The 18,629-nt window shown below is 65.3% G+C and carries 23 protein-coding genes; 7 read left to right on the top strand and 16 right to left on the bottom strand.

All coding sequences use genetic code 11. The annotated features are described in order from the left end of the window. Positions 1-23 precede the first annotated feature (23 nt). The 8 genes from M9H71_RS13620 to glyA form a co-directional block, all read right to left on the bottom strand. The gene (locus M9H71_RS13620) at positions 24-2,144 is read right to left on the bottom strand and encodes a sodium-translocating pyrophosphatase (protein WP_455405511.1); all 2,121 of its coding nucleotides are present in this window, start codon (positions 2,142-2,144) and stop codon (positions 24-26) included. Between the two features lie 230 nt (positions 2,145-2,374). Continuing rightward, positions 2,375-3,346 carry a thiamine-phosphate kinase gene (gene thiL, locus M9H71_RS13615; protein WP_455405510.1) on the bottom strand — a complete coding sequence of 324 codons (972 nt, stop codon included), beginning with the start codon at positions 3,344-3,346 and terminating at the stop codon, positions 2,375-2,377. A 224-nt stretch (positions 3,347-3,570) separates the two neighbouring features. After that, positions 3,571-4,092: a transcription antitermination factor NusB gene (gene nusB / locus M9H71_RS13610; RefSeq protein ID WP_455405509.1), complete on the bottom strand. Its 522-nt coding sequence runs from the start codon at positions 4,090-4,092 to the stop codon at positions 3,571-3,573. A gap of 5 nt (positions 4,093-4,097) precedes the next feature. After that, on the bottom strand, positions 4,098-4,589 hold the full coding sequence (gene ribH / locus M9H71_RS13605) for a 6,7-dimethyl-8-ribityllumazine synthase (protein ID WP_455405508.1): 492 nt from the start codon (positions 4,587-4,589) through the stop codon (positions 4,098-4,100). Positions 4,590-4,804: 215 nt separating this feature from the next. Continuing rightward, positions 4,805-5,413, bottom strand: a complete 609-nt coding sequence (locus M9H71_RS13600) for a riboflavin synthase (protein WP_455405507.1) — start codon at positions 5,411-5,413, stop codon at positions 4,805-4,807. A 10-nt stretch (positions 5,414-5,423) separates the two neighbouring features. Then, entirely contained in the window at positions 5,424-6,593 is a 1,170-nt protein-coding gene (gene ribD, locus M9H71_RS13595; protein WP_455405506.1) for a bifunctional diaminohydroxyphosphoribosylaminopyrimidine deaminase/5-amino-6-(5-phosphoribosylamino)uracil reductase RibD, read from the bottom strand. Beyond that, positions 6,590-7,072 carry a transcriptional regulator NrdR gene (gene nrdR, locus M9H71_RS13590; RefSeq protein ID WP_455405505.1) on the bottom strand — a complete coding sequence of 161 codons (483 nt, stop codon included), beginning with the start codon at positions 7,070-7,072 and terminating at the stop codon, positions 6,590-6,592. Before nrdR ends, ribD begins: the two co-directional genes overlap by 4 nt. A gap of 147 nt (positions 7,073-7,219) precedes the next feature. After that, positions 7,220-8,518: a serine hydroxymethyltransferase gene (glyA, locus tag M9H71_RS13585; protein WP_455405504.1), complete on the bottom strand. Its 1,299-nt coding sequence runs from the start codon at positions 8,516-8,518 to the stop codon at positions 7,220-7,222. A 259-nt stretch (positions 8,519-8,777) separates the two neighbouring features. Here glyA and vapB point away from each other — a divergent pair, with 259 nt between their 5' ends. The 5 genes from vapB (at position 8,778) to M9H71_RS13560 (ending at position 10,935) form a co-directional block, all read left to right on the top strand. Next, positions 8,778-9,011, top strand: a complete 234-nt coding sequence (gene vapB / locus M9H71_RS13580; protein ID WP_455405503.1) for a type II toxin-antitoxin system VapB family antitoxin — start codon at positions 8,778-8,780, stop codon at positions 9,009-9,011. Then, complete coding sequence (gene vapC, locus M9H71_RS13575; RefSeq protein ID WP_455405502.1) at positions 9,011-9,409, top strand: type II toxin-antitoxin system tRNA(fMet)-specific endonuclease VapC; 399 nt, start codon at positions 9,011-9,013, stop codon at positions 9,407-9,409. Before vapB ends, vapC begins: the two co-directional genes overlap by 1 nt. A 27-nt stretch (positions 9,410-9,436) precedes the next feature. Next, positions 9,437-9,568 carry a type II toxin-antitoxin system VapC family toxin gene (locus tag M9H71_RS13570; RefSeq protein ID WP_455405501.1) on the top strand — a complete coding sequence of 44 codons (132 nt, stop codon included), beginning with the start codon at positions 9,437-9,439 and terminating at the stop codon, positions 9,566-9,568. Between the two features lie 285 nt (positions 9,569-9,853). After that, positions 9,854-10,300 carry a hypothetical protein gene (locus M9H71_RS13565; protein ID WP_455405500.1) on the top strand — a complete coding sequence of 149 codons (447 nt, stop codon included), beginning with the start codon at positions 9,854-9,856 and terminating at the stop codon, positions 10,298-10,300. Between the two features lie 269 nt (positions 10,301-10,569). Next, a complete protein-coding gene (locus M9H71_RS13560; RefSeq protein WP_455405499.1) occupies positions 10,570-10,935 on the top strand; it encodes a cupin domain-containing protein in 366 nt (121 codons plus the stop codon). 121 nt (positions 10,936-11,056) lie between these two features. On the opposite strand, the gene M9H71_RS13555 is transcribed toward M9H71_RS13560, so the two are convergent. After that, positions 11,057-11,263: a hypothetical protein gene (locus tag M9H71_RS13555; RefSeq protein WP_012496141.1), complete on the bottom strand. Its 207-nt coding sequence runs from the start codon at positions 11,261-11,263 to the stop codon at positions 11,057-11,059. 274 nt (positions 11,264-11,537) lie between these two features. Between M9H71_RS13555 and yghU the strand changes: the two genes are divergently transcribed. Further along, on the top strand, positions 11,538-12,416 hold the full coding sequence (yghU, locus tag M9H71_RS13550; RefSeq protein ID WP_455405498.1) for a glutathione-dependent disulfide-bond oxidoreductase: 879 nt from the start codon (positions 11,538-11,540) through the stop codon (positions 12,414-12,416). A gap of 194 nt (positions 12,417-12,610) precedes the next feature. Here the strand turns inward: yghU and M9H71_RS13545 are convergent, their stop codons facing one another. From M9H71_RS13545 to M9H71_RS13515, 7 genes are all read right to left on the bottom strand, one after another. Continuing rightward, the gene (locus tag M9H71_RS13545; RefSeq protein ID WP_455405552.1) at positions 12,611-13,012 is read right to left on the bottom strand and encodes a group III truncated hemoglobin; all 402 of its coding nucleotides are present in this window, start codon (positions 13,010-13,012) and stop codon (positions 12,611-12,613) included. 45 nt (positions 13,013-13,057) lie between these two features. After that, positions 13,058-13,621 carry a DUF4142 domain-containing protein gene (locus M9H71_RS13540; protein ID WP_455405497.1) on the bottom strand — a complete coding sequence of 188 codons (564 nt, stop codon included), beginning with the start codon at positions 13,619-13,621 and terminating at the stop codon, positions 13,058-13,060. Positions 13,622-13,639: 18 nt separating this feature from the next. Beyond that, a complete protein-coding gene (locus tag M9H71_RS13535; protein ID WP_455405496.1) occupies positions 13,640-13,855 on the bottom strand; it encodes a hypothetical protein in 216 nt (71 codons plus the stop codon). A 15-nt stretch (positions 13,856-13,870) separates the two neighbouring features. Further along, positions 13,871-14,098 (bottom strand): hypothetical protein, encoded by a 228-nt coding sequence (locus M9H71_RS13530; RefSeq protein WP_455405495.1) that lies wholly within the window; start codon positions 14,096-14,098, stop codon positions 13,871-13,873. 211 nt (positions 14,099-14,309) lie between these two features. Further along, positions 14,310-14,825, bottom strand: coding sequence for a transcriptional regulator LdtR (gene ldtR, locus M9H71_RS13525; protein ID WP_164601360.1), 516 nt, complete (start codon positions 14,823-14,825; stop codon positions 14,310-14,312). A gap of 353 nt (positions 14,826-15,178) precedes the next feature. Continuing rightward, complete coding sequence (locus M9H71_RS13520) at positions 15,179-16,744, bottom strand: AMP-binding protein (RefSeq protein WP_455405494.1); 1,566 nt, start codon at positions 16,742-16,744, stop codon at positions 15,179-15,181. A 73-nt stretch (positions 16,745-16,817) separates the two neighbouring features. Beyond that, positions 16,818-17,282 (bottom strand): DUF6163 family protein, encoded by a 465-nt coding sequence (locus M9H71_RS13515; protein WP_455405493.1) that lies wholly within the window; start codon positions 17,280-17,282, stop codon positions 16,818-16,820. A gap of 194 nt (positions 17,283-17,476) precedes the next feature. Between M9H71_RS13515 and hemB the strand changes: the two genes are divergently transcribed. Beyond that, positions 17,477-18,529, top strand: a complete 1,053-nt coding sequence (gene hemB / locus M9H71_RS13510; RefSeq protein ID WP_455405492.1) for a porphobilinogen synthase — start codon at positions 17,477-17,479, stop codon at positions 18,527-18,529. Positions 18,530-18,629: the final 100 nt, after the last annotated feature.

Here is an 18,629-nt window from a genome sequence, read left to right as displayed (position 1 = left end):
GTCGGACCAACCTCTCCTGACGCTTAGTGCGCCAGGATCGCCAGCAACAGCAGCGCGACGATGTTGGTGATCTTGATCATCGGGTTCACGGCCGGCCCCGCGGTGTCCTTGTAGGGATCGCCGACGGTGTCGCCGGTCACAGCGGCCTTATGGGCGTCGGAGCCCTTGCCGCCGTGGTGGCCGTCCTCGATGTACTTCTTGGCGTTGTCCCAGGCGCCGCCGCCCGAGGTCATCGAGATCGCGACGAACAGGCCGGTGACGATGACGCCGAGCAGCATCGCGCCGACCGCCGAGAACGCCGCCGACTTGCCGGCCGCTCCGCCGCCCGCGATCGCATAGATCGCGAAGTAGACGAAGATCGGCGACAGCACCGGCAGCAGCGACGGGATGATCATTTCCTTGATCGCCGCCTTGGTCAGAAGATCGACCGCCTTGCCGTAGTCCGGCTTGTCGGTGCCCTTCATGATGCCCGGCTTCTCGCGGAACTGGCGACGCACTTCTTCCACGATCGCGCCGGCGGCGCGGCCGACCGCGGTCATGCCCATCGCGCCGAACAGATACGGCAGCAGGCCGCCGAACAGCAGGCCGACCACGACGTAGGGGTTGGTCAGCGCGAAGTTCGGCTCGACGCCGACGAAGTACGGCGTCTTCTTGGCGACGAAGTAGCTCAGGTCTTCGTTGTAGGCGGCAAACAGCACCAGCGCGCCGAGACCGGCCGAGCCGATCGCGTAGCCCTTGGTGACCGCCTTGGTGGTGTTGCCGACGGCGTCGAGCGCGTCGGTCGACTTGCGCACTTCCTTCGGCAGGCCGGCCATCTCGGCGATGCCGCCGGCGTTGTCGGTGACCGGACCGAAGGCGTCGAGCGCGACGATCATGCCGGCCAGCGCCAGCATGGTGGTGGTGGCGATCGCGATGCCGAACAGGCCGGCAAGGCTGTAGGTAATCAGGATGCCAGCGATGATCACGATCGCGGGCAGCGCGGTCGCTTCCATCGAGATGGCGAGGCCCTGGATCACGTTGGTGCCGTGGCCGGTGACCGAGGCCTGGGCGATCGACTTCACCGGGCGGAAGTCGGTGCCGGTGTAGTATTCGGTGATCCAGATGATCAGGCCGGTGACCGCGAGGCCGACGACGCCGCACAGGAACAGCGACATGCCGGTATAGCTGACGCCCGGCAGCGCGCCGAACCCGACCAGCCAGTAGATCGCGGCGCCGACGCCGATCAGCGACAGCACGCCGGTGGCGATCAGGCCCTTGTACAGCGCGCCCATGATCGACTGCGAGGCACCCAGCTTCACGAAGAAGGTGCCGGCGATCGAGGTCAGGATGCAGATGCCGCCGATGGCGAGCGGCAGCGTCATCACGCTCTGGAGCTGCTCGGGCGTCGCGGTGCCGAAGAAGATCGCGGCGAGCACCATGGTGGCGACAGCGGTCACCGCATAGGTCTCGAACAGGTCGGCCGCCATGCCGGCGCAGTCGCCGACGTTGTCGCCGACGTTGTCGGCGATCGTCGCCGGGTTGCGCGGATCGTCTTCCGGAATGCCGGCTTCGACCTTGCCGACGAGGTCGCCGCCGACGTCCGCCCCCTTGGTGAAGATGCCGCCGCCGAGACGGGCGAAGATCGAGATCAGCGAGGCGCCGAAGCCGAGCGCGACCAGCGCGTCGACCACGGTCCGGCTATTCGCGGCCAGACCCGCGAAGTGGATCAGGTAGATGAAGTAAAGGGTGACGCCGAGCAGCGCGAGACCGGCCACCAGCATGCCGGTGATCGCGCCGGCCTTGAAGGCGAGCTCGAGACCGCCGGCGAGCGAGGTGGTGGCCGCCTGCGCGGTGCGGACGTTGGCGCGCACCGAGACGTTCATGCCGATGAAGCCGGCCGCACCGGACAGGATCGCGCCGATCGCGAAGCCGATCGCCACGAGGATGCCGAGGAAGTAAGCGAGTGCCGCGAAGATCACCACGCCGACGATGGCGATGGTCATGTACTGGCGCTTCAGATAGGCCTGCGCGCCTTCACGCACCGCGCCCGCGATTTCCTGCATCCGCGCGCTGCCCTGGTCGGCGGCGAGCACCGACGAGGTCGCCCAGATGGCGTATACGATCGATAGCGCTCCGCAGAGCACGATCACCCATAGAGCTGTCATACCTGATTGCCTCAGTCCCGAGTTTCACCCCCGTGCCTGCGCTGCGGGAGCGGCGCGGGCGCGCAACAAGATGGCGTGCCCTCTTTTGCGGGGCAGCCTCAAATCGCGGCGGACCTTGCCAAAATCACGGGGGCTCCGCAATCGCTGCGAAGGGACTAAGCTGGGCTTTTCCGGTTATCTTCGGACTATTCCAGCGAGCTTCCTCACGCCGGAATACCAGCGACTAAGCGTCAGAAATGGCTGAAAGACAGCGTCTTCAGCGAGATTTCGCGGGCGTTTCCGTCGAGCCAGCGCGGCGATGAAGTTCCCTGCTCGGCAACGCCGATGACAGTCACCTGCACGTCACTTCGTTGCGCCGCAGCAAGAAACTGATCGAGGTTGTTTTGTGCAACGCCACAAAGCAACTCGTAATCATCACCGCCGCTGAGTAATCGCGCGAGCTTCGACTCATCGGTTCCAGCGATCGCACGCGCAGCGTCCGACAACGGCACTGCAGCAGCGCGGACAATCGCGGTAACGCCGGAGGCGGCGCACATCTTGGCAAGGTCGCCGGCAAGGCCATCGGAGACATCCATCGCCGCGCCGGCGTAATCGCGCACAGCGGCCGCCAGCGCCGAGCGCGGCTGCGGCACCCGGTAGCGATCGATCAGAAACGCATGGTCAGCCTGACTGGCGCAGGTCGCCCGGCCCTGCAGCAGATCGAGCCCGAGCGCGGCGTCGCCGATCGTGCCGGAGACGACAATGGCGTCGCCGGGGCGCAGCGCGTCGCGCGCCACCATCCGGCCAGGCGGCACCCGGCCGAGCGCGGTCACCGAGATCATCATCGGTCCCGGCGTCGACACCGTGTCGCCGCCGAGCAGCGGGCAGCGGAACGTCGCGGCGTCCTCGCCGAGCGCGGCCGCGAACGGTGCGAGGAAACGTTCGTCGGGCTGGCGCAGCGCCAGCGTCAGCAGGAAGCCGGCCGGCTCGGCACCCTTGGCGGCCAAGTCCGACAGGTTCACCCGCAGCGCCTTGCGGGCGATGGCTTCAGGAGGATCGTCGGGGAGATAATGCACGCCCTCGACGATCGCGTCGGTGGTCAGCACCAGATCGCTCTCCGAGGCCCGCAGCACCGCCGCATCATCCACCAGCCCCCGCGCCCCGGGATCGGTGGCCAGCGGCTTGAAGTAGCGTGCGATCAGATCGTCTTCACCGGAGGGCATCGAAGCAAGAACCTCGCCGTCATTGCACCTACGTCACCCAGGCACGGTGCGCTCCCTCTCCCGCTTGCGGGAGAGGGCTGGGGTGAGGGTGCCCCGAGCACTGGCTCTCGGCCTCGAGGAGGCGCCCCCTCACCCGGATCGCATCGCGCGATGCGATCCGACCTCTCCCCGCACGCGGGGCGAGGTTAGTCCGCCCTTGTTGCGGCGTCCCGCACCCAGAGTGCTCAGCGCGTAAACTCGTCCTCGCGGAACCGGCGGGCGATCTGGTCGAGCACGGCATTGACCATGCCGGTCTCGTCCTTCTCGACGAAGGCGTGTGCGACGTCGACATATTCGGAGACGACGACCCGCGCGGGGATATCCTTGCGGTGTTCGAGCTCGTAGGCCCCTGCCCGCATCACCGCGCGCAGAATGGCGTCGATCCGCGCCAGCGGCCAGCCGCGCGACAGGATGTCGTCGATCAGCGGATCGATCTGTTTCTGATCGCGCACCACGCCGGCGACGATGTCGCGGAAGAATGCGGCCTCTGCGGGGAGATATTGCTCGCCCTCGACCTCGTTGCCGATCCAGAAGCTCTCGAATTCGGCGAAGGTCTCGTTGATGCCGGCGCCCCCGATGTCCATCTGGTACAGCGCCTGCACCGCGGCGAGCCGCGCCGCGCCGCGCCGGTTGGCCTTGCGCTCGCCTTTCGGCGTCATCTTTTTAAGATCGGGTTTCTTGAAGGCGGGTTTGTTGATCTCGGCCATCGGCATCACGCCTTCGCCAGCCGGCGTTTGATCCGCAGCATCGCCAGCGCGGCGCGCGCGGCGTCCCCGCCCTTGTTGAGGTCGCCGGGCTTCGCCCGCGCCCAGGCCTGCTCGTCGGTATTGACGGTGATGATGCCGTTGCCGAGCGGGAATTTGCGCGCCACGCTGAGATCCATCAGCCCGCGCGCGGATTCCATCGACACGATCTCGAAATGGATGGTCTCGCCGCGCACCACGCAGCCGAGCGCGATCGCGGCGTCATACGGCTTGCCGGCGGCTTCAGCGGAATCGATCGCGATCGCAACCGCGGCCGGGATCTCCAGCGCGCCCGGCACGGTCAGGACGTCGTGAGTGGCGCCGGCGGCCTTCAGCTCGGCGACCGCGCCTTCCAGCAGCGCGTCCTGGATGTCGTCATAGAACCGCGCCTCGACGATCAGGACGCGCGCGCCCGAAATGTCGGTCTGGTCTTTCAGGGGTGCGCGCCGCGCGTCTGCCATGTGTCGCTTCTTCTTCGGTCGGTTGTCTGCATCTCGCCCAGTACGGACCTCATCCTGAGGAGCGGCCCATTGGCCGCGTCTCGAAGGATGAGCGCCGCGAAGCTCATGGTTCGAGACGGCGCTTCGCGCCTCCTCACCATGAGGGCCTGCGGGTTGTAGGCGGAGGCCGGCGCAAAGCCAAGCCCGCGCATGACGTCCTCATCCGTGTCTGCCGCCTATTTCATCTCGCTGAGGCGCGCGGCGTAGCGCGCCATCAGATCGACCTCGATATTGACCTCGCTCCCGACCTGCCAGCCGCCCAGAATGGTCGCCGACAGCGTGTGCGGGATGATCAGCACCGAGAATTTGGTGTCCTCGACGGTGTTAACCGTCAGCGAGGTGCCGTCGAGCGTCACCGAGCCCTTCGGCGCGATGAACCGGGCAAGCTCGCGGCTGGTCTCCAGCGTGAAGCGGGCCATGTCCGGCAGCTCCTCGCGTGCCACAACCTTCGCGATACCGTCGACATGGCCGGTGACGATGTGGCCGCCGAGCTCGTCGCCGATCTTCAGCGCGCGTTCGAGATTAAGCCTGGTGCCGGCGGTCCAGCCGCTCGCGGTGGTCTTGGCCAGCGTTTCGGCGCCGGCATCGACCTCGTACCAGGTCTTGCCGCCTTCGGTGCCGGAGCCGACCACCGTCATGCAGATGCCGTTGCTGGCGATCGAGGCGCCGTCCGCAATGGTCGACTGGTCGTAGGCGCAGCGGATCCGCAGCCGGTGCAACTGGCCCTGAGCGACCGGCTTGACGGTTTCGATCTCGCCGATGTCGGTGACGATGCCGGTGAACATGGAATGCCTTCTAGTTCGGGTCGAAAATGGTGAGCGTATCCGCACCGAAGCGTTCGGTGCTGCGAACGTGCCAATGCGGGGAATCGGTGATCGCGGTCAGCGCCAGGCCGTCCAGCGCATCGACGCCGTCGGCGCCGATCGTGGTGTCGCTGCGCCACAGCCGGATTTCGTCGGCGAGCCGCCGATTGACGAACGCCGCGGCGACGCGGGCGCCGCCTTCGACCAAAAGGCGCGTCACGCCCTTGTCCGACAGCGCGCGCAGTACCGCTGGCAGATCGAGGCCCGGCACGTCGGCGCAATCAGCGACATGGACGACTTCGGCACCGGCCGCGCCGAGCCGCGCAGCGGTCGCGGCTTCAGCGGTATCGGAGGCCATCAGCCACACCGGCGTGGTTCGTGCCGAATGCACGAGCTTGCTGGCGGCGGGAATCCGCAACGACCGGTCGAGCACCACCCGGATCGGCGATTGCGCCGCCATCCCGGGCAGCCGGCAGGTCAGCGCCGGATCGTCGGCCAGCACGGTGCCGATCCCGACCAGCACCGCGTCGGAACGGGCGCGCAGCAGATGCGTTCGAGCGTTGGCAGCCTCGCCGGTGATCGCGACCGGCTTGTGGCCGGCGGCGGCGATCTTGCCGTCGGCCGAGACCGCCAGCTTCAGCGTGACGTGCGGACGGTGGTCGCGGATGCGATGGAGGTGGCCGGCATGGTCGCGCATAGTCTCCTCGGCGCACAGCCCGGTCTCGACCGCGATGCCGGCGGCGCGCAGCCGGGCGTGCCCCTGGCCGCCGACCAGCGGATTGGGGTCTTCGATCGCCGAAACCACGCGTGCGACGCCGGCCGCGATGATCGCGTCGGCGCAGGGCGGCGAACGGCCGTGATGCGAACACGGCTCCAGCGTCACGTACAGTGTGGCGCCGCGCGCCGCCTCGCCGGCCCGGCGCAGAGCCTCGACCTCGGCATGCGGGCGGCCACCGTCCTGGGTCCAACCGCGGCCGACAATGATACCGTCCTTGACCAGCACTGCACCGACGGCTGGATTCGTCCCGGTCCGCCCCTGCCCACGCCGGCCGAGCGCCAGCGCCAATTGCATGAAGCGGCGGTCGGCCGAGTCGCCGGACTTGGCCGCCTTCTCGGCGGCGAGCTTCTGTCCGATCTGCTCTTCCAGGATACGGAAGATCATTTGTCGACCAGCGCCGCTCTCGCCTCGTCCTCGTGAGACAGTTCGCCGAGCACGGCTTCGAAGTCCTTGGCCTCGCGGAAATTGCGATACACCGAGGCGAACCGGACATAGGCGACGTCGTCGAGCTTGCGCAGGTGATCCATCACGCTCTCGCCGATCGCCTCCGACGAAACCTCGGCCTCGCCGCCGCTTTCCAGCTCGCGCACGATGGTCGACACCATCTGCTCGACCCTCTCCGGATCGACCGGCCGCTTGCGTAAGGAGATCTGCACCGAGCGCACCAGCTTGTCGCGGTCGAACGGCACCCGGCGGCCGTTGCGCTTGATCACGATCAGCTCGCGGAGCTGCACCCGCTCGAAGGTGGTGAAACGGAAATTGCAGGCAATGCACACCCGCCGCCGCCGGATCACCGAGGAATCCTCGGTGGGCCGGCTATCCTTCACCTGGGTATCGAGGCTGTTGCAGTTCGGGCAGCGCATTGCGACGCGTCCTTAGAGCGGTCCGAGGGGGATCGGTCCCTCACCTTTCGTCATGGCCGGGCTTGTCCCGGCCATCCAAGCCTTAGTGCCGTCGCCACGCTCGAAGGCGTGGATGCCCGGGACAAGCCCGGGCATGACGACCTTAGTTTACTGATAAATCGGAAAGCGGTCGGTCAATTCCTTGACCCGCTGCTTCACCGAAGCTTCCACCAGCGGCGCGCTGCCGCCTTCGGATTGCGCAATCGCATTCAGCACTTCGGCGATGAAATTACCAACCTGCTGGAACTCGGCGACGCCGAATCCGCGGGTGGTCGCCGCCGGGGTGCCGAGGCGCAGGCCCGAGGTCACGAACGGCTTCTCCGGGTCGAACGGGATACCGTTCTTGTTGCAGGTGATGCCGGCGCGGACCAGCGCCTTTTCCGACACGTTGCCCTTCAACCCCTTCGGCCGCAGGTCGACCAGCATCAGGTGGTTGTCGGTGCCGCCCGAGACCAGATCGAAGCCGGCGCCGCGCAGCGTTTCCGCAAGCGCTTTGGCGTTTTCGACGACGTTCTTCGTGTAGACCTTGAAGTCCGGCTGCAAAGCTTCCTTTAACGCCACCGCCTTGGCGGCGATCACATGCATCAGCGGGCCGCCCTGCAGACCAGGGAAGATCGCCGAGTTGAACTTCTTGGCCAGCGCCTCGTCATTGGTGAGGATCAGGCCGCCGCGCGGGCCGCGCAGCGACTTGTGAGTCGTCGTGGTGGTGACGTGGGCATGCGGCACCGGCGAAGCATGGACGCCGCCCGCCACCAGGCCGGCGAAGTGCGCCATGTCGACCATGAAATACGCCCCGACGCTGTCGGCGATCTCGCGGAAGCGCTTGAAGTCCCAGGCGCGCGGATAGGCCGAACCGCCGGCGATGATCAGCTTCGGCTTGGCCTCCTCGGCCAGCTTGGCGACCGCATCCATATCGATGATCTGGTCTTCGCGGCGCACGGTGTAGTGCACCGGCTTGAACCACTTGCCGCTCATGTTGACCGGGGCGCCGTGGGTGAGATGGCCACCGGCGGCGAGATCGAGGCCCATGAAGGTATCACCCGGCTGCAGCAGAGCCAGGAACACGGCCTGGTTCATCTGGCTGCCAGAATTCGGCTGGACGTTGGCGAAGTTGGCGCCGAAAAGCTTCTTGGCGCGCTCGATCGCCAGATTCTCGGCGATGTCGACGAATTCGCAGCCGCCGTAATAGCGGTTGCCCGGATAGCCTTCCGCGTACTTGTTGGTCATCACCGAGCCCTGCGCTTCCAGCACCGCGCGGCTGACGATGTTCTCGGAGGCGATCAGCTCGACCTCGTGGCGCTGGCGGCCGAGTTCGCCGCGGATCGCAGCGGCGATCTCGGGATCGGCCTGCTCCAGCGAGGCGGAGAAGAAGCTGTCGGGCGCGGACGCGGGGTTTGCTGTGCTCATGGGAAAAGTCTCCACCGTCGCAGCCGGTTCATCGGGTGCGAGCGGTTACGGGATAGCGGTTCGGAAGCGGCGGCTGGGCCATAGCACATCCGCCCCCGCCGGCCAAGGACGCCGCCACATTTGCGGCCATGCGCCCCAGTCAGACCCAGATATGGTGGATGCGACGGAGTTGCAGGAGGGGCGCTGCGGCCCGGCCATTGCGATTATAGAGCTCAGGCTGTATGTATATCCCAATTGGATATCCTATTGGAGTGTGGCTATGGCGAGTTCGACTGTCTTCACCAGCAACCGCAGCCAAGCCGTCCGCCTGCCCAAGGCTGTCGCCTTCCCGGACGGAGTGCACCAGGTCGACATCCTCAAGATCGGCCGCAGTCGCGTGATCGTGCCGCATGGCCAGCGTTGGGACGACTTTTTCCTGAGCGGTCCGCGCGCCAGCGACGATTTTCTCAGCGAGCGCGAGCAACCGGGGGCCGAGGAGCGTGAGCCGCTGTGATGCTCACCTACATGCTCGACACCAACATCTGCATCTACGTCATCAAGACGCGTCCGCCCTCCTTGCGGGACAAATTCAACGCGCTGGCGGAGCAACTGTGCATCTCGAGCATCACCCTCGGCGAACTGATTTACGGTGCGGAGAAGTCAGCCCGCCGCGTCGAGAACCTCGACACGATTGCTAATTTCACGGCACGCCTCGACGTCCTCCCCTTCGCCGACAAGGCCGCCGCGCATTACGGCCAGCTCCGCGCAGAACTCGAACGCGCCGGCACGCCCTGCGGCGCCTACGACATGCAGATCGGCGGTCACGCCCGCAGCGAGGGACTGATCGTCGTCACCAACAACATGCGCGAGTTTGCGCGAATGCCAGGGGTGAGGACGGAGAATTGGGTGTAAGCCTCGTCGCCGCATGAGCGAAGCGACATGCGGGCGACTTGCTGGCGCCGCACCGGCAAAGCCCGCCACGCTGACTGCTTCGCCTACGCCCTGGCGCTCACCCGCGGCGAACCGCTGCTGTACAAGGGCGAGGATTTTGCGAGGACCGAGATCGGTTAGTTCGCGTCGGGCGGATACGCGCCGCGAGGCGCACCGATTGTCAGCAGCCAGCAATGCGCCAGCGCTCCCCTCCCCCTTGCAGGGAGGGGTCGGGGGTGGGGGCCACGAGTCAAAAGCCTGCCATTCCGGCGGACCTGATCGCCGAATTTAGCGTTTGACGGGACCTCAATAGGAGCGCAGCCGGCTACAACCAACTGCGATGCATCCCGACCAGGACGCACCCGCGCCATTCCGCTCGGATCGTAGATCGCCCATGCTGACCGCAAAAAGGCCTCGAGCCGTCCAATGACGTTGATCGACAAATACGTGCCGGCGTTCAGCTTCAACGAGCGCCACGCCATCCTGGTCGACGCGCCGGCCGAAAAGGTGCTGGCCGCAATTCTCAGCTTCCGGCCGGAGGACGATCCGTTCTTTCGGGCAATGATTGCGCTCCGCGAACTGCCGATGCGCACCGCACGCGCGTTCGGCGGCGACGGGCAAGTCTCGCCCAAGGTTTTCGGAATCGACGACTTCACCCTGCTGGAGCACGACGACCGCGAAGTGGTGTTCGGACTGGTCGGCCAATTCTGGCGTCCCGACTTCGGCCTCGCCCGCATTCCTGACGGCGCTGCTTTCGCCGCGTTTCAGCGCGCCGGCTTCGTCAAGCTCGCGCTCAACTTCGCGACCGATGCGCAAAGCGACGGCCGCATTCGCCTGACGACCGAGACCCGCGCCTTCTGCCCCCGATCGTAGCGCTCGCCTAAAACTGCTGCCGTATTGGTACGCCGTCCGCCCGTTCAGCGGCCTGATCCGCCGCCGCATCCTCGCCGGCCTGAAGCGCCGCAGCGAAGCGGCGTGCGCCGCCGCAAAATCGTAGCTCAGACCCGCGAAGCGACGCGGGCTTGATCGCAGGTCCTCCTCCCGCTTTGTTGTGCAGCAACCGGCCGGAGCGATCGCACATTGCGTCGTGCGCGATGAGACAGCTTCCCGCCACCAATGCCCCAGCAACAAGGAGCCGCCGAATGATCCAGCAAGGCACGATCGCCACCAAGTTCTCGGCGTTCTCCGAGCACTGGCGCCCGAAGGTCATTGCCAGCCTCAACGGCCAGGAGCTGAAGGTCGTCAAGGTCCAGGGCGTGTTTCCGTGGCACCTGCACGAGGATTGCGAGGAGATGTTCCTGGTCTGGAAAGGCCGCTTCCGCGTCGAGTTTCGCGACCACGTCGTCGAGATGGGCCCCGGCGACTACATTGTCGTCCCGCGCGGCGTCGAACACCGCACCGCGGCCGACGACGAAGCCGAAGTGATGATCTTCGAACCCGCCGAAATCCGCAACACCGGCAACGTCGTCGACGACACCTTCACGGCGCCGCAGGGGGTGAACATATGAGGGGGATAATCTGGTGTGGGCGACGAGAAGCGTTCTGGCACATCAGCACGCCTGAATTGCCGAGACTCTGAACTCTTGCAAGTCGATTTCGCAACCCTCCATCCGGGCTGCCGAGCTGCGCTCACAGCGTCTCCTGCTTCGCCCCACATTCCTTGCAGACGTAGGCCACGCGGGTAACGCCCTTCGGGGCCTTGACCTTGTTCGGCGCGCCGCATTTGCCGCAGGTGGTGTTGATCACGGTGTCGCCCTGCTTCACCGTGACGTTGCGGTTTGCCATCGCCTCGCGCATCAGCCGTTCGGCCTCTTCGCGCATCGCCTTCTTGTCCATGTCGTCCATCGTCCGTTGTGTCGTTGCCCCGCGTTGTAGCGCAGCGCGATGACGTCGGCCGCATCAAATCCGCTGTGCCCGGCGAAAATCGGTTGACAGCGGCATTGCGCAACCTCGCCTTCGCGTCGGTGCTCTTCCGGGGCCGCCCGCTGACGCCGCAACCGCCTGCAGGGCATGACCTCGCTGCCTCAGAGCCTCTTGCAATGCGGCCCCGCCTCGCCAATCTCTGTGGTCCCACCCAACGACAATCCGAACCCCAATCCGGAGCCCTTGCATGACCGACGCCCCCTACACGCCGCCCAAAGTCTGGACCTGGGACAAGGAAAACGGCGGCAAGTTCGCGTCGATCAACCGCCCGATTGCCGGCCCCACCCATGACAAGGAGCTGCCGGTCGGCAAGCATCCGCTGCAGCTGTATTCGCTGGCGACGCCGAACGGCCAGAAGGTCACGATCCTGCTGGAAGAGTTGCTGGCGCGCGGCCACACCGGCGCCGAATACGACGCCTGGCTGATCAAGATCGGCGACGGCGACCAGTTTTCGTCGGGCTTTGTGCAGGTCAATCCGAATTCGAAGATTCCGGCCCTGCTCGACCGCTCGGTGAACCCGCCGCAGCGTGTGTTCGAGTCCGGCTCGATCCTTTTGTATCTGGCCGAGAAGTTCAGCGAGTTCATCCCGAAGGATCCGGCCGGCCGCACCGAATGCCTGAACTGGCTGTTCTGGCAGATGGGCTCGGCACCATATCTCGGCGGCGGCTTCGGCCATTTCTATGCGTATGCGCCGGAGAAGTGGGAGTACCCGATCAACCGCTTCGCCATGGAGGTGAAGCGGCAAATGGACGTGCTCGACCGCCGGCTCGCGGAGACTGAGTATCTGGCCGGCGCCGAGTACTCGATCGCCGATATCGCGGTGTGGCCGTGGTACGGCGGCCTCGCCAACGGCGTGCTGTACGGCGACAGCGCCACCTTCCTGGATGTGGCCAGCTACAAGAATGTGCTGCGCTGGACCAAGGCGATCGGCGCCCGTCCCGCAGTCAAGCGCGGCCGTATCGTCAACCGCGTCAGCGGCGATCCGTCGAGCCAGTTGCACGAACGCCACGACGCCGGCGACTTCGAGACCAAGACGCAGGATAAGCTCGAGGCTGCAAAGTCGTAAGCGACGTCACAAAACGGACCACGTCAGCGCCCTCTGCCTCCCGTCATTCCGGGGCTCGCGTAGCGCGAACCCGGAATTCCGAGATTGGTCAGGCGAACGTTTCCACAAGCTCCAGATTCCGGGTTCGCAAACTGCGTTCGCGCCCCGGAATGACGTCGGGGCGGTGCACGCGCTCGCGAACGAATGGTCCCGAACTACACGCTGTGCCTTGGGCCCGCGACCTTGCCTTGCTTGGTCGCGATGCCCATCTCGAAACTGTCGGCGATACGGCGGGCGCGGATAATGAACTCGGTCGCCAGCTCCGGGGCAAACAGCTCGGTCGCGGTCGCTTCGAACAGCTTCAGCCAGCGGTCGAAATGCTCCGGTGCAAGATTGAGCATCAGATGCGGCCGCATCGGCCGCCCTCCATAACGCCCGGTCTTCAGTAGCATCGACGACCAGAAATCGCTGATCTGGGCAATGTGGTGATCCCAATCGTGCACCGCACGGTCGAAGATCGGACCAATCACCTCGTCGCTCCGCGCGCGGCTGTAGAAGGTACGCACCAGATGCGCGATCTGCTCGTCTGTGACGATGTCCGAATGGGCGATGCTCATGGCTTCGATGTAAGCCACGTCGCTGCTGCGCTCAAGTGCGGCCCGTCAACTCGGCGTGCCGGCTTCGAGCGCTTCCAGATCGCGTTCGAACAGCGGCAATTGCTCGGCGGTGAACCGCCTTATCTGGTCGTTGTTGGGGTGCAGCAGATAGCGTCGCATCACGTCGATGGTGCTGCGGAACATGCCGATCTGCTTGCGCCGGAAATCGCTGACGAACCGCTGGCCGACGGCGCCGCGCAGCCCGGCGAGCTCGTTGCTGATCACGGCGTTGGGCCGGTTGGGGAAATCGATCGCCAGAAGTGTGAAGGTGTTGAGCTTGAACACCTCCTGGTCGCGTTCGCGGGCGAGCTGCGCCTGAGCGAACGCAAATTGGCGGAGCGCATCGTCACCGCGCGAATCCGCAAGGCCCGCAACCTGAACCTGAAACATATTGAATTGATGCAGGTAGCGCAGCACGTCAGCACCGTTCGGCGGCCAGCCGAACGCCTGCTTGATGCCGATCCACTCGATCAACGAGTGCTTCTGTGGCGTCTCCGCGGTGGCGACGACGCCTGTCATGATGACGATTGCCGGCAAGACCGCAACGAATCCCGCGATCAGCCGCATCATCATCGTTTCTCTGCCGTGCTACATCCCTGTGTAGCCAGCTTTCACCGGATCATTGCTGCCGTCAAGTTCCCGCAGATACACGAGGCCGCACACCGTGAGCCGGTTGTCGTCGGTCTCGCCGGCTTCGACCAGCTTCCGGATGTAGCGCTCCACCTTCGGCTTGGAATTTTCGGCCGCTTCCTTGCTGGTCAGCAGCCCGTAAGTCTGGATCACGCGGTCGATGGCGCGTTGCATGTCGTCCCCTTGTTGTCAGGCCGCGATCTTCGCGGACTCGAAGCTCGAGATCGCCTTGTTGGCGAGTCGGATCGGATTGGTTTCGCCGCGCTGAAACATCCGGACGATCGATTCCAGCAGCGCGTCGTGCGTCGCATCGGTGTCGGGAATCGAGCCGGTGCGGCGCAGATAGTGTGCCGCGATGTCGTAAGCTTTTCCGATCCGATCCACGTTCATTACCCGAAGCCCTCGCTCGATCAGCATCGTTCTTCTCCAACGGCTTGCCGAGAGTTAAGCGTTTGCGGCGGCAATGGTTCCGTCCGGTTCCGAATTATTGGGCGGCGCAAACAAATCGGCCTCCCTTGTGGGGAGGCCGAAGGACGACAGGTCTGGAGACTGACAGCGCGCGGGCTTGCTTCTTCGAGCAGCGGCTCGGCGGATGGCCGGCCGACGTTGGCGCATATGTTTGGACGGCTTACAGCCGATATAGGATCTGGTCGGTCCAGAACCGCTCGAGGCGGTGCAGCGACTTGTTGAGGGTGGCGAACTCCTCGCTGGAGATGCCGCCGACCTGCTCCACCGTCTTGACGTGCTTCTGATACAGCGCCTCGACGATGTGGCGGACTTCCTGGCCCTGCGGCGTCAGGCGGATCCGCACGGAGCGGCGATCGACACGCGACCGCTGATGATCGAGGAAGCCGAGCTCGACCAGCTTCTTCAGATTGTAGGACACGTTCGAACCGAGGTAGTAACCGCGAGTACGCAGCTCTCCGGCGGTCAATTCCTTGTCGCCGATGTTGTAGAGCAGCAGCGCCTGCACCGAGTTGATGTCGGCGCGGCCGCGACGGTCGAATTCGTCCTTGATCACATCGAGCAGCCGGCGGTGCAGTCGCTCCACCAGAGTGAGAGCTTCGAGGTAGAGCGGCTGGACCGGCGCGTTGGCTGCTGCGGGTGCGGTGGTCTCCGCCACCGTGGCGACTGCTTTGATCATGACACTTCCCCTGTCGTCTTTTTTGATCGACTTATTCGACGAAACTTCTGTCTCGTCTGATAGGTCCACCTTAAGGGGCCGCTTTGAACATCAGCTTAAATAAGACGATAAAGAGATCATGAATTTAAGACAGTGAATCGTGGATTAAGCCTGCAAATCAAGGGCTTTTTGCAACGTTTGATTCACGGATCGGCGCCGATTCAGGGCTTTCCGGCAAGGCCGTGTCGCATTTGAAGACAGCTTCGTTCGAATTTGAAAGATCTGCGTAACAGATCGGCCGCGCGGTGCGCGATCCGGTTAAGGTCTTCACAACCCTATCCGGACCGCGTTTCAATAAAATGCCGTGAGCTCGTTTACGCGACGCCGCGGTTGCGGCCTTCCCAATATGGGGCACGCAGCACCTTGCGATCGATCTTGCCGAGCCCGGTGACCGGGATGGCTTCGACGAAGTCGATCGACTTCGGCGACCACGGCGCGCCGCGCTTGTCTTTGACGTGCGCCTGCAGCTCGGCGGCATCGTTGTTGGCGCCAGGCTTCAACACCACGAAGGCCTTCACCGCTTCGCCCCATTTGTCGTCCGGTACGCCGATCACGGCGGCGGATGCGACCGCATGGTGCGCCATCAGCGCGTCCTCGACTTCGCGCGGATAGATGTTGAAGCCGCCGGAGATGATCATGTCCTTGGTGCGGTCGACGATATAGAGATAGCCGTCGGCGTCCTTCACCGCGACGTCGCCGGTGTGCAGCCAGCCCCCGCGGAACGCTTCCGCCGTCGCTTCGGGCCGCTTCCAATAGCCGTCCATCACCAGCGTGCCGCGCACGCAGATTTCGCCCGGCTCGCCGGGGCCGACTTCACGCATCTCGGAATCGAACAGCTTGACGTCGAGCAGCGGGCTGGGCCGGCCGCACGAACCGAGACGCCCGGGCTTGGTATCGTCGTGATCGACCTTGCGCATCGTGGTGATGCATTGCGGCGCTTCGGTCTGCCCGTAGAGCTGGACGAACACGTTGCCGAAGATCTTGATGCCTTCGCGCAGGCGATCCGGCGACATCGGCGCAGCGCCGTACACGATCATGTCGAGCGACGACAGATCGTAACGCGCCCTCACCTCCGCGGAGTCGATCAGCGCATAGATCAGCGTCGGTACTAGGAACACCGCGGTGATCTTGTCCTCGGCGACCACCCGGCAATACGACTCGACCTCGAAGCCCTGCACAAGTCGCGTGAAGCCGCCCCGCATCATCACCGGATACACGGTGACGCCGGCGGCGTGGCTGATCGGGGTGGCGGCCAGATAGCGGATGTCGGCGGGCCAGTCCCAATCCGAATACAGGATCACGGCCATCGTGGTCAGCGCGCGATGCGGGATCATCACGCCCTTGGAGCGGCCCGTGGTGCCGCCGGTGTAAGCCAGCCACGCGATCTCGGACGTCGCGCTGTCGTCGACCAGCGGGGCCGGCTGAACCGCAGCGAAGCCATCGAGCAGATCGCGGGCGCCGTTCACCGCCCCGAACGACAACAGATGCTTCAGGCCGGGCACGCGGGCGCGGATCGCCTCGCCGCGCGCGGCGAACTTGCCGCTTTCGACGATCAGCGCGTCGATCTCGGCGTCCTCGATGATGAAGGCATGGTCGTCCTCGGCCGCCATCGGATGCAACGGCGTGTAGCGCATTCCCATCACGGTCGCTGCGCAGATCGCCGCCCAGGACTCCGCGCGGTTCGACGACAGGATCGACAGCGCGCTACCTTTGGCAAGGCCGCAGTCGCGAAACAGCGTGATGAAGCGGCCGATCGCCTCGCCGAGCTCGCGATAGCTCCAGCGGATGCTGCCGTCGGCGATCGCCGGCCGGTCGCCGTAGCGGGCGATCGCGTTGATGATCAAGCTGCCGCCGGTGCCGCCGGAATGAAGCTGGTCCATGGTTTCCCCCTTTTGTTGTGATTTTCGTTGCCGTGGCGCCGCCCCCCTGATTGCGGCGGCGGTTGTCGATGGCCTATGGCGGCCGTTCGCGCGCCGCCATCCAGGCGAGCCCGAGATAGGCGGCAAGCAATAGAGCCTCGCCGAGTACGACGAGAAGGCTGCCGCCATAGATCGACGGGAACATCAGTTCGATCACCGCCATCGACACCACGGTCGTCAGCCACACCACGGCGCCCCACGGCGTCGCCAGCCACAGTCCGACGGCGGCGACCAGCTCGATCACGGCGAAATAGACGGTGGCAGTCTGCCAGGCCATGGTCTGGACTTCGAACCCGTCGTCTTCACCGCCGACGAAGCCGGTGATCTGCGCCCAATGGTAGAGTCCCTTGACGACCGACAGCACCGCCATCACCCGCAGAAACAGCACCAAGCGGCGCGTCCAGTCGTTCTCGTGGTTGTCGGGCCGCTCCGGCGAAATCGCCGCGACCGAAATCGCCTGATCTCGTGGCGGCTGTTCGCGTGATGGAAGTTCGGACATGCGGCTCGGCTACCGGATCGGTGGTGGTGCGGTGCGGTCTGAGTGCGAGTCTTGGCCCGCTCGGCCAGCAAAATCAATCGGCTGTGATCGCGGCGGAACCTTTTGATTGCGCCAAATCAACAGTGCGGTGACGCGGGGGTGCCAAAATGCTACTTTCCATGAACACAGCAGAGCCTGCAGGGAGAGTTGGCACCATGGCGATCAAGTTCGGCCGTCCCATCGAGATTCGTGACCCCTCGACTCGGCCCGCCGCTCCCCCGCTCGATCTCACCATCCGTCCGCGCCGCAATCGCAAGACCGAATGGGCCCGCCGCCTGGTGCGCGAGAATGTCCTCACCACCGACGATCTGATCTGGCCGATGTTCGTGGTCGACGGCACCAACCAGCGGGTTCAGGTCGCCTCGATGCCGGGCGTCGAACGACTCAGCGTCGACCAGATCGTTCGCGACGCCGAACGCGCCGCCAAGCTCGACATCCCGTGCATCGCGCTGTTCCCGTTCACCGAGCCGTCGCTGCGCGACGAGCACGGCACCGAAGCCGCCAACCCGGAAAACCTGATCTGCAAGACCGTCCGCGCCATCAAGAAGGAATTCCCGCAGATCGGCGTGCTGTGCGACGTCGCGCTCGACCCCTACACCAGCCACGGCCATGACGGCCTGATCGAGGACGGCCGCATCCTCAACGACGAGACCGTTGCCGTGCTGGTGCAGCAGTCGCTGGTGCAAGCCGAGGCCGGCTGCGACGTGATCGCGCCCTCGGACATGATGGACGGCCGCATCGGCGCGATCCGCGAAGCGCTGGATGCCGCTGGCCATCTCGACGTGCAGATCATGGCTTATGCGGCGAAGTACGCGTCCGCCTTCTACGGCCCGTTCCGCGACGCGATCGGCTCTGCCAAGGCGCTGACCGGCGACAAGCGCACCTATCAGATGGACCCGGCCAACACCGACGAGGCAATCCGCGAGGTCGAGCTCGATCTCGCCGAGGGCGCCGACATGGTGATGGTCAAGCCCGGCATGCCGTATCTCGACATCGTCCGCCGCGTGAAGGAGACCTTTGGGGTCCCGACCTTCGCCTATCAGGTGTCGGGCGAGTACGCGATGATCGCCGCTGCCGCCAACAATGGCTGGCTCGACGGCGACCGCGCGATGATGGAGAGCCTGCTCGCCTTCAAGCGCGCCGGCGCCAACGGCGTGCTGACCTATTTCGCCCCGCAGGCAGCCGAGAAGCTGAGGCAGCAGGGCTGAGGCTCCGGCCTTCTCCAGCGCCCCGCCCTCGCTGATTCGCTGGGCTGGCTGGGGCGGAGCGGTGAACAGTTTGTAATGTCGCGGCAGCCTTGCAAGGCGT

Source organism: Rhodopseudomonas parapalustris (assembly GCF_053772255.1).
Note: the sequence above shows the minus strand (reverse complement) of the source record. Positions and strands in the feature narration are given on the sequence as shown.